Raw genomic sequence first — 14,010 nt, 5'->3', positions numbered from 1 at the left:
TTGTCTGGAAAAACGGGGGCGGCTTGATGGGGCTCTGGCGCCAGCCCAGCGCGGGGCAAGCCCGCTCACCACCAAAGCCTGCTCACCACAAAGGCGCGCTCACCACCAAAGCCTCTTACTGACCCAAATCGATCAAGGGTTGAGGAACGTCTGGTAGTTATCCTTGGTGATCTGTTGGTAAGGGATGGTCAGCTCAGCCTCGTAGGGCTGTTTTTTCACCATCTTCACCGCCAGGTCAATCGAACCGACCGCTTGCCCCTTGTTGTCCTGATACGCCGTCACCAGCAACTGGCCTTTTTTGACCGCGTCCAGACCGGCCGCGCCGCCATCGCTGCCGGCGACCAATATGTCCTTGCCCGGTTGCATGCCCGCCTGGCTGATCGCCATGGCCGCGCCAATCGCCATTTCATCGGCATTCGCCGCCACCGCATCGATTTTGCGGCCCGAGACAATCCAGTTGTTCATCAGGTCAATCGCCTTGCTGCGCTGCCATTCGGCGCTCTGCTCCTCGACGATCTTGATATCGGGGTAGTCCTTGAGCACGTTCTTCACGCCCAGCGTCCGGTTGTGCGTGGCGTTGTTCGACAGCAGCCCAAGCATGATCGCCAGGTTGCCCTTGCCGCCCATTTTCTGCGCCAGATAACGCATCTGGATTTCGCCGGCCTTGATCTCATCCGAGCCCACGTACCCCACGCCCGGCGGGACGTCCTTGAACTCCGGACGACGGTTGACGTACACCAGCGGGATCTTCGCCTGCTGGGCATTCACCGTCATTTTCTGGGTGGCGGCAGTGTCCACCGCGTTGACGATGATCGCGTCCATGCCTTGTGCGGTGAAGTTCTGCACCTGGTTGAGCTGGCGCACCACATCGCCTTGGGCGTCTTCGAACTGCAGGGTTACACCGGGCAGTTCCTTGGCGTGGGCCGCCATGTAGTCACGCATTTGCGCGAGGAACACATCGTCGACCTGGGCGATGCTCACGCCGATCCGTATATCGGCCAGGGCCCAAGGGCTGACAGCCAGGGTAAACAGTGCCGCAAGGAATTGCTTCTTCATGATGGTGCTCCGCTGTTTTTGTTGTTGTTAAAGCGATTCATGCCTGACGCTTGGCGCGCATCTGCGCCACGGCTGCGGCGAAGTCCGAATAGGGCCAGCGTTCGTTGAGAGCTTGCTGCATCAACTGTTGCCCGGTTTGCGGGGCCAGGCCCTGCAACGGTGGGTCGGTGTCGAGGTTGGTAGGGAAGGAATAGCCATCGGCAGTGCAGGCAATCACGGCCTGGGCATCCAACGTTGGGTTGGCCAGCAGCGCCGGGTAGACCGCCAGCATCATGCGGTCACGGTCGAGGGCTTCCATCGGTTTGCCGAACGCCGAGGAGATTTGCAGCAGGTTGGCCATGCGATGGCGGTCGACGGTGCGGTTGGTGCCGGCGGCATGGAACAGCGCCGGGTTGAAGAACAGCAGATCGCCCTTATCCAGGGGCAGTTGCACGGCGTGCTGCTGGAAATAGTCGATAAAATCTTCGCGCCGCCACGCCAAATAGCCCAAGGCGTATTGCTGGGAAAACGGCAGCAACTGGGTCGGCCCACTTTCCAGCGGCATGTCCGTGTGGGCCACCGCGCCTTGCAACGTCAGGTATTGCGACAGCACGTGCAGCGGCAGAGGAAAGCGCTCCACCACGTCGTTGGTCTGGAAACCCAGGTGGTAATCCCGGTGCGGCTGTTGCGCCTGCCCGCCGGGATGCACCACATTCACCTGGGCCGTGACTTGGTAACTCGGCCCCAGCCACGCCTCGGCAATCAGCCCCAGCAGCGGGTTGGCGTAATACTCGACAAAGGATTCCGGCGACACTAACGCCGCCTTTTGCAGCGAGTTCCAGATGCGCCCGTTGCTACCGGCCTTGGCAAAATGATCGGCGGCCACGCCTTGTGCAGCCTCAGTGGCGAAGATCGCCTCGAACACCTGGCTATGGCGGTCCACCACCTCCAGGTCCTCATAGGCCTGGCGCACCACCATCACCCCCGGTCCATCGCGGAACAGGCGGTGCAGTTCATCCATCACCGCGCGGCGGTCGCTGTTACGCAGGGTGTGGGCCCGATAGATCGGCACATTGCTGACCACCTCGGCGCACAGCGGATAATCCTTGGCATGGGCCTGTTGCGAGCACAGCCGCTGGAAGTCTTCCAGGCGCACCGCCTCGGCGCTGACAAACGCCGACATCACGCACCTCCCGACAGGCTCAGGGCCTGATGTGGTTGCGGGCTGCCGCCGTCGGTGCAACCGACCACGCCTTGCTCCAGATCGATCACCGAGCCGGTCATCATCCCCGACTCGCGGGACAGTAAAAACGCCACGCTCTGCGCCACTTCCTCGGGTTTGAGCAAGCGTCCGAACGGTTGCGCGCTTTCAGCCTTGGCCAGCCAACCGTCCTGGGCACCGTGGTACTGGCGCTGGATATCATCCTCGTGGGGCGTGTCCATCCAGCCGATATTCAAGCCATTCACCCGGATACGGTTGCGCAGGGCGCTGAACGCCACGTTCTTGGTGAGGATCGCCAGGGCCCCCTTGGACGCCGCGTAGGCACTCAAAAACGACTGCCGCCATGCCCGGTGACGCTCTGGATATTCACCACGGCGCCTTCCACACCATTGCTGATCATCAGTTTGAGCGCTTCCTGCATCAGGAAAAACGGTGCCCGCACATTCACCGCAAACAGCCGTTCGAACAGCTCCGGCGAGGTGTCGAGGATGGTGCCGCGGTCCGACATCCCCGCGCAGTTCACCAGCCCATGCAAGGTGCCGAAATGGGTGCGCGCCGCGTCGATGATCGCCCGGCAATCCTCGACTTTCTCCAGGTCCGCCTCGACAAAAAATGCCTGGCAATCGAGTTGCGCCAGTTGCCGCACTTGCTCTTCACCCTGGGCACGACGGCGGCCACAGATGATCAGCCCGGCGGCGCCGCGTCGTGCCAGGGTGTGGGCCACCGCCGCGCCCAGGCCTTGGGTGCTGCCGGTGACGACAAAGTATTGGCCGCTGAACGAGGTGGCGAGATCGGTGTTAGGCATGAAGTTCTCCTGGATTTTTTGTTGTTTTCATCGCCCGGCTCGACGGCGGGCAAAACGGAGACTAGCATTGCAAAACCTCAGTAACGCCCAAATAAGACCTCAAAAACACCTCAGGCGAAACCCATGCTCGAACGTGCCAAACACTTCTCCATCAAGCAACTCGCGACGCAGGCCGGTGTGAGCAAAGCCACGGTCGACCGCGTGCTGCACCAGCGCGGCAGCGTGCATGCGCAGACCTCGCGGCGCATCGAGCAGGCGCTGGATGAGTTGGAGTCCCAGGAAAAAAACGGCCTGGCGGTGGGGCGCACCTTCCATGTCGACGTGATCATGCACACGCCCCAGCGCTTCAGCGCGGCGGTGCAGGCGGCGATCGTCGCGCAACTGGGCAGCCTGGCGCCGTTTCGCATTGCACCGCGCTTTCACCTGTTCGAAGAAATCGAGCCCCAGGCCATGCACGACCAGTTGCTGCGTTGCCTCGACACCGGCAGCCAGGGCGTGGTGCTCAAGGCCGCCGATGAGCCAGCGGTGAACCAGGCGGTCAAGCAACTGATCGCGGCGGGCATTCCGGTGGTGACGTTGGTGACGGACTTGCCGCAAAGCGAGCGCATCGGCTACGTGGGCATGGACAACCGCACCGCCGGCCAGACGGCCGCCTACCTGATGTCCCGCTGGCTGCCTGCGCAGCCCCAGGACGTGGCCGTGGTGATCGGCAGCGAGCTGTTCCGTGGCGAAGAAGAGCGCGAGATGGGCTTTCGCGCCTGGTTGCGTGGGCGGGCGGCGCACTTGCGGGTGCTGGACATCAGCGGCGGTTACGGCGTGTACGACCGCACGTTCGAACGCGTGAGCCAGGCGCTTAAACAACATCCCGAACTCAAGGCGGTGTACAGCGTCGGCGGCGGCAACCGCGCCATTGTCGATGCCTTCGCCGCCCTGGAGCGCCCGTTGGAGGTGTTTATCGGCCACGACCTTGACGAAGAAAACCGCCAGTTGCTGCGCGAAGAAAAAGTCGCCGCGATCATCGACCACAACCTGCAGATCGATGCGCGCCATGTGTTCCTGCACATCCTGCAACACCATCGGCTATGGAAGGCCGGGCCGATTGCGCCGTCACAGGTGCAGATCGTCACACCGTTCAACCTGCCGGACTGAGTACTCCCTTTAAAAACAACATCAGGAGTTCAACCATGCTACGTATTGCCGTTCTAGGTGCCGGGCGCATCGCCAAGATCCACGCCGCTAACGTCGCCGCCCACTCCAACGCCACGCTGGTGCTGGTGGCCGACCCCTGGCGCGAGGGCGTCGATGCGCTCAGCACGCAACTGGGCTGCGAGGCGGCCTACGACTGCGCCGCCGTGCTCGCCCGCAAAGACATCGACGCCGTCGTGATCGGCACCCCGACCGACACCCATATCGACCTGATGCTGGCGGCGGTGGCCGAAGGCAAAGCGGTACTCTGCGAAAAACCCATCGACCTCGACATCGCCAAGGCCCGCAGCGCCGCCCAAGCCGTGGAGCGCCAGGGCGGCAATGTCATGCTTGGCTTCAACCGTCGCTTCGACCCCGACATGCTGCGCCTGCGCCAAGCCCTCGACGCCGGCCAGATCGGCGCCGTGCGCCAAGTCATCATCACCAGCCGCGACCCCGGCCTGGCCCCGCGTGACTACCTGGCGCACTCCGGCGGCATCCTGCGCGACATGACCATCCACGACTTCGACACCGCCCGCCACCTGCTCGGCGAAGAACCCGTGGAAGTCAGCGCCATCGCCAGTCGCCTGGTCGACCCCACCCTGGAACAGATCGACGACTACGACAGCGTCATGGTCCTGCTGCGCACGGCCTCCGGCAAGCAATGCCACATCAACTGCTGCCGTCAGGCGGTGTACGGCTACGACCAACGCGTCGAAGTCTCCGGCGCCACCGGCGTCCTGCTCACCGACAACCACCGGCCCAGCACCCTGCGCCACTGGGGGGCCGAGCACACTGAAGCGCTGGAGCCGTTGCAGCATTTTTTCCTGGAGCGGTATGCGGATGCCTATCGCAATGAGCTGACCCAATTCATTGATGCGCTGAACGACGGTCGCGAGCTGCCCACCAGCGTGCGGGATGGGTTGTATGCGTTGCATTTGGCGGAGTGTGCGTTGGAGTCGGTGAGGACGGGGCGGAGTGTGGGGGTGAATTACGATCTCTAGCGGTAGGTACTGACGCCGGTCCTATCCACCAACCGAATACTGTCCCGCCCACCCCGCTTGGACTCATACAACGTCGAATCACCTTGTTCGATCAACGCCGCCAGGCTCTCCGGCGGCTGATCGAACAGGTTGGCGCCGATGCTCAGGGTCACCGGCTGCGGGGTGCTGAAGCTCTGCGCGGCCAGTTGTTGGAACTGCCCGCGCAGGCGGCTGCCCAGTTCGACGATCTGCTCGGTCGACGCCGGGTTCAGCAGGATCACAAACTCATCGCCGCCCAGCCGCGCCGCCAATGCGCCTCGGGGCACGACGGCGCGGATCATTTCGCTCAGGGCAATCAGCAGGCGGTCGCCGGCGGTGTGGCCGTGGAGGTCGTTGACGCCTTTGAAGTTGTCTATGTCGATCAGCAGCAGGGCGCCGGGTTGGGTTGCGCAGACCTGGGCCAGCAGGCGCGGGGCGCGCAGGTCGAGGGCGCGGCGATTGTAGAGGGCAGTCAGTGGGTCGCGGGCGGCGAGGCGGGCGATGTGTTGTTCGCGGCGGTAGCGTTCGGAGCCGGTCATGGACAGGGCAATCAGCATGATTGCCATGGCGCCTTCGACCAGGGAGACCTGGATGATTTCGCCCTTGAAGGCGGCGAGGTCGATCAAGGTGCCGGGGATCACCACCGACAGCGCCTTGGCCACGTAAAAGATCCCGTGGAGCAGCAGCACGAAACGCAGTTGCACCGCGCCGACGCTCAGGGACCGGCCATGGGGCCGCAGCAGGAAACTGGCGCGCAGGGTGGGCAGGGCTACCAACAGCGATTGCACCGCCAGCATGGCCTTGGACCAGGACTGGTCGGCCGGCAAGGCGAGCATGGCGAACCAGATCACGGGCATCAGGACCCAGGCACGCGACACCCGAACTTGGGTAAACCGCGCTACGCCGAGCAGAAACAGGAAGTGGGCGGTTACCAGCAAGCCGTTGGCGAACCAGATACCGATGACTAAAAAGCCATTGATGCGCAACAGGGCCAGGGTGGAGCCGATGGTGATGGTGGCGAAACCGCTGCTCCACAACAGCAGCGAGGGCTCGCGCACGCTGCGCCATTCAACCAGCAGGTAAAGGGCGGCAGCGGCTGCCAGGGCAACGGTGAGTGCCAGAATCGTAGGAGGGTCGAGCGTCATGTCTTGCCGGGTCTGCCTGGTGTGCGTTCAAACCGGGATTGTAAGCGCACACGCAGGTTTTTCAGAGCTTTCTGGGTAATAGCACACAGCCAGCCGATGACCGGCCGATCAGACGCCTTTGGTCGATGGCAACAAGACCGTCAGGATGCCCACCAGCGGCAGGAACGAGCACAGTTTGTAGACGTACTCGATGCCGTGGTTATCGGCGAGCAAACCGAGCAACGCCGCGCCAATCCCGCTGAAGCCGAACATCAGGCCGAAGAACACACCCGCGATCATCCCCACGTTGCCCGGCACCAGTTCCTGGGCAAACACCACGATGGCCGAGAACGCCGAGGCCAGGATAAAGCCGATCACCACGCTGAGCACGGCGGTCCAGAACAGGTCGACGTAGGGCAGGGCCAGGGTGAAGGGCGCGGCGCCGAGGATGGAGAACCAGATCACTTTCTTGCGGCCGATCCTGTCGCCGATCGGTCCGCCCGCGAAGGTGCCCACGGCCACCGCACCGAGGAACAGGAACAGGTACATCTGGGAACTCGATACCGACAGGTGGAATTTTTCAATCAGGTAAAACGTGAAGTAGCTGGTCAGGCTGGTCATGTAGAAGTACTTGGAGAACACCAGCACTGCCAGCACCACCAGGGCAAACGTCACGCGGCCTTTGGACAAGCCGTGGGTGGCTTTGCCGCCTTGCTTGAGCTTGAACAGGGCGAGGTGGTTGCGGTACCAGCGGCTCAGGCCGTACAGCACCATAATCGCGAACACGGCGAACAGGCCGAACCAGGCGATATTGCCCTGGCCGTAGGGAATGATGATCGCCGCTGCCAGCAACGGGCCCAACGCACTGCCAGTGTTGCCGCCGACCTGGAAGGTCGACTGCGCCAGGCCGTAGCGCCCGCCGGAGGCCAGGCGCGCCACGCGGGAGGTTTCCGGGTGGAAGGTCGACGAGCCCACGCCCACCAGCCCCGCTGCCAGCAGGATCGCCGGGAAACTGCCGACAAACGCCAGCATCAGGATACCGATCAAGGTGCACACCATGCCGGCCGGCAGCAGCCAGGGCTTGGGATGACGGTCAGTGTGGTAGCCGATCCACGGTTGCAGCAGCGAGGCGGTCAGTTGGAAGGTCAGGGTGATCAGCCCCACCTGGGCAAACGTCAGCCCGTAGTTGGCCTTGAGCATCGGGTAGATCGACGGCAGCACGGCCTGGATCAGGTCATTGATCAAGTGTGCCAGGGCACAGGCGCCGAGGATGCGCATGACCAGGGGGCTTGCCTGGGGCGCAGGGGTGGCAGTGGCGGGTGACGCGGTGAGTGTCGACATGCAGGCATTCCATACAAGGCGGTGAACAAGGGCAGCCAATACGTGGTTGGCGGTCCATTTCAAATTGTGTCGGGGTTTATGCTAGATTCAGTAAAAATGTCTGTCTCACGAAATTCGGGCGGTAACTGTCGCAAAAAGGGCTAAATGATCAAATCACTGGATAAATTCCTGCAGGAGATCGACGAAGGCGAGTGGGCCGTGATCAGTTCGGCCACCGACTATCCGGAAAACTGGGTGATCCCCGATCACAGCCACGAGAAGCATCAACTGCTCTACGCGACCGAGGGGGTCATGGTAGTGCATTCGGCGCAGAACCAGTGGACCGTGCCGCCCAATCGCGGCTTCTGGATGCCCTGCGGGCATGTGCATTCCCTGCGCTGCGTGGGCCCGCTGAAAATGCGCAGCGTGTTTGTGCGCCCCGACAGCTTCCCCAATCTGCCCACCCAAACCAAGGCGGTGAGTATCTCGCCGCTGCTGAGCGAGCTGATCAAAGCCTCGGTCAGCCTGAAGCCGCCGTATGCCGAGGACTCGCGGGATGCGCGGATCATGCACCTGATCCTCGACGAACTGGCTGACCTGCCCGCGTTGCCGTTATCCCTGCCGCAACCGGCCGACCCGCGGATCCAGCGCATTTGCCTTGCGCTGCAACAGGATCCGGGCGATGCCTCGACGGTGGCGGACTGGAGCGAGCGCCTGGACCTGGATCAGAAGACCATCCAGCGTCTGTTCCGCAAGGAAACCGCCATGACCTTCGGCCAATGGCGCCAGCAGGCGCGGCTGCTACTGGCCCTGGAGCGCATGGCGATCGGCGAAAAGATCATCGACGTGGCGCTGGAGCTGGGCTACGAAAGCCCCAGCGCCTTCACCAGCATGTTCAAGAAGCAGTTCGGCAAGACGCCGAGCCTGTTCTTCAAGCAGGACCCAGCAAGCGGTTGAACGCGTCGATATCCAGGGGGCGGCTGAGGAAGTAACCCTGGCCTTCATCGCAGGCCACGGCCTTGAGCATCGCCAGGTGTTCGGCGGTTTCGATGCCTTCGGCGGTGACCGTCAGCGCCAGGGCGCGGCCCAGGCCGACGATGGCGTGGATGATGGCCTGGTCGTCCTCGCTCTCTTCCAGCCGGGACAAGAAGCTGCGGTCGATCTTCAAGCCATCGAACGGGAACGCACGCAGGTAGCTCAGCGAGGAATACCCGGTGCCGAAATCGTCCATGGCAATGCGGATGCCCAGTTGCTTGAGGGCGCGCATCACGTCCAGCGCGCGACCGCGTCTTCGAGCATGACGCTTTCGGTAATTTCCAGTTCCATCCGCGCCGGGTCGATCCCCGAGACCTGCAACGCGTGACGCACGCGTTCCATCAGGTTGCCGCGCTTGAACTCAGTGGGCGACAGGTTCACCGACACGAACAACCCATCCGGCCACTGCGCGGCACAGGCGCACGCGGTTTCGAGCACCCAATCGCTCAGCGACAGGATCAAGCCTGACTCTTCGGCAATCGGGATAAAGGTGTCTGGCGCGATCAGGCCGCGGTCCGGGTGTTGCCAACGCACCAGCGCCTCGGCGCCGACCATCTGGCCATCGGCAATGCGATAACGCGGCTGGAAGTGCAGGCGCAATTCCCCATGCGTGATGCCGTAGCGCAGATCACTTTCCAGGCGACGACGCTCGATGATCCGCGCATTCATCTCGCCGGAGTAAAAGCGCCAGGTATTGCGCCCAGCGGACTTGGCCTCGTACAGCGCGATGTCGGCGTAACGCAGCAGTTCGGTGACGTCGCTGGCGTCATTGGGTGCCAGCGCAATGCCGATGCTGGCGCTGATAAACACTTCCTGCTCATCGATGCGAATGGCCCGTTCGATGGAGGCGATCAAGCGGCGGCAAAGGTTTTCGACTTCGTTCAGGGTGCCGGCCTCGCTGAGGATCAGCACAAACTCATCGCCGCCAACCCGCGCCACCAGGTCGCCGTGGCGTACGCAATCGGTCAGGCGGCTCGACACTTCGTTGAGCACACGGTCGCCGGCGGCATGCCCGAGCAAGTCATTGACCGGCTTGAACCGGTCCAGGTCCAGGCTGAGCATCACCACAGGTTGCTCAAGGGTCGGCAGTGCCTTGAGCTTGGCGCCGAGGAAGACTTGCAGGCGTGTGCGATTGGGCAGCCCGGTCAGCGCGTCATGCTGGGACAGGAATTCGATGCGTCTGCGCGCCTCGACCTCTTCGGTCACGTCGGTAGCCGTGCCGCGAAACCCTCCGCAGGGCATTTTTCGCGCCGACAGCCGGGTGGTGCGCTCCAGTCCCTTGGCATCCACATACAGGCATTGCACGCTGAGGTCCGGGCGCGGCCGGGGGTGCACAACCACTGTGACAACAGCCCGTCTTCGGTGCCCAGCAGGTCATTCATGGCTGCGCCGATCCACGCGTCGCGGGCCAACCCGGTCACGCTTTCGAAACGCTCCGACAGGTAGGTAAAGCGCGAGGCGGCGTTGATCTCCCAGACCCAGTCGGAACTGGCCTCCACCACATCGCGAAAGCGCGCTTCGCTGGTGGCCAAGGCGCTCTGGCTGGTTTGCAATGAGCTATGACTGGCATCCAGGGCCAGGGCAGCGGCGGTGCTGCGGCGCAAAATCACCCACGTCATCAGGCACACCAGCAACGCGGCCAGGCCCAGCAAGGGCAGGCCGACACCGATCAAGCGCCGGCCAGGCTGCTCCGGCTGCCAGTACAGGCTGCCCGCGCTGCCGTGGTCGCCGAGGGGCAGAAACACGCCCTTGGCGATGTCGCCAGGGCTGGCGATGTGCAGGTTGTCCACGCCGAAGTCATCGCCGATGCGGCCCAGTTTGGCGCTGTCGAGAATGTCGACGAAGATCAGCACCGAGGCTGGCCTGTCATCCGCAAGCACAGTGGGGTCGGTGCCTGGGGTGATCGCGGCGGCGGCCACCAGCGCCGGGCTGCCGCGTACGTTGATGAACGTGCTCACGGGCGTTTCGTCGTCGGCACCGGCGCGGGCCTGTTCGAGAAGCTGGGTGAGGGGCTGGTCGAGCCATTCGCTGACTTCAAAGGCTTGCAGTTCACCCTCGACCACCGCGTAGACGGTGCGGTTGGTGTCGTTGACCACAAACAGGCCTTGAAAGCCGAAATCATGGAACAGTGTCGAGCCGATATTGCCACGGGTGTAGGCCCACTCCTTGTCGACCTCGATATGCAGGTGCTTGTAGGCATCGCTCCAGAATGCGTAATCCTTGACCGTCACCCGCATGGCTTTTTCCATGGACTGCATGGCTTTGCGGGTATGGAACGCGCTTTCGGCCTGCTCGGTGTGGTCCAGTTCATGGGCAATGTAAAGCAGCGAGTAAGCCGCGGCCGCAAAGACAACGGCCAACAAGACCATGAAGTTGAACAGTGACGTGCGCGTCAGCGACAGGCTGGTACGGGTGGACAGCGAACGGACGATTGGAGCGAGAGAGTTGGGCATTATTTCGCGCAGGGCCTCGCTGCATGTCAGGAGTATGACAGCTTATCGGCGGCCCTGGAAAAAGGTTGAGCGCGTCAGGCGGTGCTCAAGCGCCCGGCGCGATAACTGACCCGGCGTGTCGCCCACGCCAGCAACGCGGCCACGCACAGCAGCGTCGCACTCAACTCAAACGTCGCCTGATAACCACTGACATCAAACACCACGCCTCCCACTGTGGCACCTGAAGCAATCGCCAACTGGATGATCGCAACCATCAAGCCGCCCCCAGCCTCGGCATTGTCGGGCAGGGTGTTTGCCAGCCAGGTCCACCAGCCCACGGGGGCGGCGGTGGCGACCAGGCCCCAGAGTCCCAGCAACAGGGTCGTCATCCCGGTCGAGCTGCCGAAAGCGACCAAGGCGAGGGCGATCAACGCCATCAGCAGCGGGATAGCAATCAGCGTGGGGTACAGGCTGCGCTTCAAAAAAACGTTCGATCAGAAACGTGCCCGCCAGACCGGCCAGACCGAGTACCAGCAGCATCAGCGACAACAGGGATACGCTGACCTGGGTGACCGTTTCCAGAAACGGTCGCAGGTAGGTGAACAACATGAACTGGCCCATGAAAAACACACTGACCGCCAGCATGCCCATGGCCACCGGCGGGTGTTTCATCAGGCGCAGCACATTGGCGGTCTTTGCCTCGCCGTGGGTCTTGATCGACGCAGGCTGATCAGCAGCCACACCACGGCAATCACTGCCACCGGCACCACGCAGAAAAACGCGCCACGCCAGCCGATCATCCCGCCGAGAAAGCTGCCGAGCGGTGCGGCAATCACCGTTGCTAGGGCGTTGCCGCCGTTGACCATGGCCAAGGCACGCGGCACTTGGGCTTCGGGAACCAGGCGCATGGCGGTGGCGGCCGACAGCGACCAAAACCCGCCAATCGCCACGCCGATCAGTGCGCGCCCCAGCATGAAGATCAGGTAATTCGGCGCTAGGGCTACCACCGTCCCGGACACGATCATCAGCAGGGTCAGAGCCACCAACAGGCGCTTGCGATCCACCCGGACCGCCACGCCGGCAATCACCAGGCTGGTGAGCAAGGCAAACAGCCCCGACACAGAGATGCCTTGGCCGGCCTGTCCCTGAGTGATGTCGAGGTCAGCCGCCAGCGGCGTCAGCAGGCTCACCGGCATAAACTCCGAGGCGACCAATGTAAAGGCCGCCAGGGACATGGCGAGCACCGCGCCCCAGCGCGGTGCAGTCGAGTGACTGGGCATCACTTGAGGTTGTTCTTGAAGAAGGCGGTGAGGTGGGCGAACGGAATCAGGTTGACCCGGTCGTACAGGTCCACATGGCCCGCGTTGGGGATGATGAGCAGTTCTTTCGGTTCGGCCGCACGCTGGTAGGCGTCCTCGCTGAACTCGCGGGAATGCGCGTTAGCCCCGCTAATCAGCAGCACTGGGCGCGGGGAGATTGTCTCGATGTCGTTGAACGGGTAGAAGTTCATGAACTTCACGTTGCTGGTCAGCGTCGGCATGGTGGTGGTCTGTGGCGATGCACCGGCAGGCGTGACTTGGCCGCGTGGGGTGCGGTAGAAATCGAAGAACTCGTCACCCACCGGGTTGCCCGTCAGCGTGAGCGGCGAGCCGCTGGTGTAGAGGGTTTCGCCGCCCTGGAACTCCACGTAGCGCTGGTTCGCCGCCTGCAGCAGGATGTGCCGGCGCTGTTCCAGCGTGACGCCGTGCTTGAGCCCGTTGCGGTTGGCCGCGCCCATGTCGTACATGCTGACGGTGGCGATGGCCTTGAGGCGTGGGTCGATTTTTGCTGCAGCAATGGCAAAGCTGCCGCTGCCGCAGATACCGATCACGCCGATGCGGTCGCGGTCGACCATCGGCCGGGTGCCGAGGAAGTCCACGGCGGCGCTGAAGTCTTCGACGTAGAGGTCGGGCAGCACCGCGTTGCGCGGTGCGCCGGCGCTTTCGCCCCAGAACGACAGGTCCAGGGACAGTGTGACGAAGCCCTGTTCGGCCATTTTGGTGGCGTACAGGTTGGCGCTCTGTTCTTTGACGGCCCCCATGGGGTGGCCGACGATGATTGCAGGGTTTTTTGCGCCAGCGGCGAGCTTTTTCGGCACGAACAGGTTGCCGGCAACCTGCAGGCCGTATTGGTTGTTGAAGGTGACCTTTTCGACCGTCACCTTGTCGCTTGTGTAGAAGTTGTCAGCACCGTTGGACATATCGGCTCCCAGAGCAGTTAACGACGTCACCAGCAAACCCAGGGCAAGCAAGAGGCGTTTCATGGGTGGTTCCTTGAAGGGGTTGGTCCGTACATTTTCCCGGTGTGTCCGTAGGTTCTGTAGTGCGTTCCGCTGGATTACTTGCCTGATGCTCTGAGTCTCGGCGGTTACCGGGGACGCCATGGGCTGTGCGGGGTACAGTTCGTTGACCAACGAAAAAGGGCGGGTTATGAAGAACAATCTGGACGCGCTGATTCACGCCATCGCTTCGCGCATCGCCGCACCGGGGGACAGCCCCATGCCAATCCCGGGCCTGGGGTTTTATCGGCGCGAGCAGCCGTGCACACCGGTGGTGTGCATGGTCGAACCAAGCATCGTGCTGGTCGCCCAAGGTCAGAAGCAGTTATGGGTAGGTGGCGAAGGGTATCCGTATGACACGTCGCGATTTCTGGTGACGTCGCTGGATATACCGGCCAATTCCGAAGTGCTGCAGGCGAGCCCTGCGCGGCCGTGCCTGGGGCTGACCTTCAAGCTGGACCTGCGCATATTGGCCGAGCTGATCGCCCAGAGTGAGTTGCCGCCCAAGCGCGA

At 63.0% G+C, this 14,010-nt stretch carries 11 protein-coding genes and 2 pseudogenes; 4 read left to right on the top strand and 9 right to left on the bottom strand.

Annotated features, from left to right (window positions below; translation table 11 throughout):
- Positions 1–132: 132 nt before the first annotated feature.
- The 3 genes and pseudogenes from IQK56_RS29150 to IQK56_RS29140 form a co-directional block, all read right to left on the bottom strand.
- Positions 133–1,056, bottom strand: coding sequence for a sugar ABC transporter substrate-binding protein (locus IQK56_RS29150; protein ID WP_193901927.1), 924 nt, complete (start codon positions 1,054–1,056; stop codon positions 133–135).
- A gap of 37 nt (positions 1,057–1,093) precedes the next feature.
- Positions 1,094–2,218 carry a phytanoyl-CoA dioxygenase family protein gene (locus tag IQK56_RS29145; RefSeq protein ID WP_193863742.1) on the bottom strand — a complete coding sequence of 375 codons (1,125 nt, stop codon included), beginning with the start codon at positions 2,216–2,218 and terminating at the stop codon, positions 1,094–1,096.
- A pseudogene (locus tag IQK56_RS29140) lies at positions 2,218–3,062 on the bottom strand (SDR family oxidoreductase). The gene IQK56_RS29145 and the pseudogene IQK56_RS29140 overlap by 1 nt, the downstream one beginning before the upstream one ends.
- A gap of 123 nt (positions 3,063–3,185) precedes the next feature.
- On the opposite strand from IQK56_RS29140, the gene IQK56_RS29135 reads away from it, so the two are divergent.
- Both IQK56_RS29135 and iolG read left to right on the top strand, forming a co-directional pair.
- Complete coding sequence (locus tag IQK56_RS29135; RefSeq protein ID WP_150676839.1) at positions 3,186–4,211, top strand: LacI family DNA-binding transcriptional regulator; 1,026 nt, start codon at positions 3,186–3,188, stop codon at positions 4,209–4,211.
- A 35-nt stretch (positions 4,212–4,246) separates the two neighbouring features.
- A complete protein-coding gene (gene iolG / locus IQK56_RS29130; RefSeq protein ID WP_193863741.1) occupies positions 4,247–5,251 on the top strand; it encodes an inositol 2-dehydrogenase in 1,005 nt (334 codons plus the stop codon).
- On the opposite strand, the gene IQK56_RS29125 is transcribed toward iolG, so the two are convergent.
- Both IQK56_RS29125 and IQK56_RS29120 read right to left on the bottom strand, forming a co-directional pair.
- Positions 5,248–6,414 (bottom strand): GGDEF domain-containing protein, encoded by a 1,167-nt coding sequence (locus IQK56_RS29125; protein ID WP_193863740.1) that lies wholly within the window; start codon positions 6,412–6,414, stop codon positions 5,248–5,250. The genes iolG and IQK56_RS29125 overlap by 4 nt on opposite strands.
- 108 nt (positions 6,415–6,522) lie before the next feature.
- The gene (locus tag IQK56_RS29120) at positions 6,523–7,734 is read right to left on the bottom strand and encodes an MFS transporter (protein ID WP_122310104.1); all 1,212 of its coding nucleotides are present in this window, start codon (positions 7,732–7,734) and stop codon (positions 6,523–6,525) included.
- A 144-nt stretch (positions 7,735–7,878) separates the two neighbouring features.
- Between IQK56_RS29120 and IQK56_RS29115 the strand changes: the two genes are divergently transcribed.
- The gene (locus IQK56_RS29115) at positions 7,879–8,670 is read left to right on the top strand and encodes an AraC family transcriptional regulator (protein ID WP_150676834.1); all 792 of its coding nucleotides are present in this window, start codon (positions 7,879–7,881) and stop codon (positions 8,668–8,670) included.
- Here IQK56_RS29115 and IQK56_RS29110 read toward each other — a convergent pair.
- The 4 genes and pseudogenes from IQK56_RS29110 to IQK56_RS29100 form a co-directional block, all read right to left on the bottom strand.
- Positions 8,645–11,201, bottom strand: a pseudogene (locus IQK56_RS29110) (bifunctional diguanylate cyclase/phosphodiesterase). The gene IQK56_RS29115 and the pseudogene IQK56_RS29110 sit on opposite strands and share 26 nt — an antisense overlap.
- Before the next feature lie 74 nt (positions 11,202–11,275).
- Positions 11,276–11,662 carry an MFS transporter gene (locus IQK56_RS31475; protein ID WP_279649498.1) on the bottom strand — a complete coding sequence of 129 codons (387 nt, stop codon included), beginning with the start codon at positions 11,660–11,662 and terminating at the stop codon, positions 11,276–11,278.
- A gap of 189 nt (positions 11,663–11,851) precedes the next feature.
- Positions 11,852–12,460, bottom strand: coding sequence for an MFS transporter (locus IQK56_RS31470; RefSeq protein WP_279649497.1), 609 nt, complete (start codon positions 12,458–12,460; stop codon positions 11,852–11,854).
- A complete protein-coding gene (locus tag IQK56_RS29100; protein WP_193863738.1) occupies positions 12,460–13,482 on the bottom strand; it encodes an alpha/beta hydrolase in 1,023 nt (340 codons plus the stop codon). The genes IQK56_RS31470 and IQK56_RS29100 overlap by 1 nt, the downstream gene beginning before the upstream one ends.
- Before the next feature lie 166 nt (positions 13,483–13,648).
- Between IQK56_RS29100 and IQK56_RS29095 the strand changes: the two genes are divergently transcribed.
- The coding region (locus IQK56_RS29095) for an AraC family transcriptional regulator (protein WP_193901926.1) at positions 13,649–14,010 on the top strand (362 nt) is incomplete at its 3' end.

Origin of the sequence: Pseudomonas cyclaminis, assembly GCF_015163715.1 — a bacterium.
Classification (GTDB): Bacteria; Pseudomonadota; Gammaproteobacteria; order Pseudomonadales; family Pseudomonadaceae; genus Aquipseudomonas; species Aquipseudomonas cyclaminis.
This window is presented reverse-complemented; position numbering and strand designations above follow the sequence as displayed.

Bases quoted from the DNA above. Each gene is read 5' to 3' on its own strand.
- IQK56_RS29115 (WP_150676834.1), top strand. From the start codon at position 7,879: ATGATCAAATCACTGGATAAATTCCTGCAGGAGATCGACGAAGGCGAG.
- IQK56_RS29150 (WP_193901927.1), bottom strand. From the start codon at position 1,056: ATGAAGAAGCAATTCCTTGCGGCACTGTTTACCCTGGCTGTCAGCCCT.
- IQK56_RS29135 (WP_150676839.1), top strand. From the start codon at position 3,186: ATGCTCGAACGTGCCAAACACTTCTCCATCAAGCAACTCGCGACGCAG.
- IQK56_RS31470 (WP_279649497.1), bottom strand. From the start codon at position 12,460: ATGCCCAGTCACTCGACTGCACCGCGCTGGGGCGCGGTGCTCGCCATG.
- IQK56_RS29120 (WP_122310104.1), bottom strand. From the start codon at position 7,734: ATGTCGACACTCACCGCGTCACCCGCCACTGCCACCCCTGCGCCCCAG.
- IQK56_RS29100 (WP_193863738.1), bottom strand. From the start codon at position 13,482: ATGAAACGCCTCTTGCTTGCCCTGGGTTTGCTGGTGACGTCGTTAACT.
- iolG (WP_193863741.1), top strand. From the start codon at position 4,247: ATGCTACGTATTGCCGTTCTAGGTGCCGGGCGCATCGCCAAGATCCAC.
- IQK56_RS29125 (WP_193863740.1), bottom strand. From the start codon at position 6,414: ATGACGCTCGACCCTCCTACGATTCTGGCACTCACCGTTGCCCTGGCA.
- IQK56_RS29145 (WP_193863742.1), bottom strand. From the start codon at position 2,218: ATGTCGGCGTTTGTCAGCGCCGAGGCGGTGCGCCTGGAAGACTTCCAG.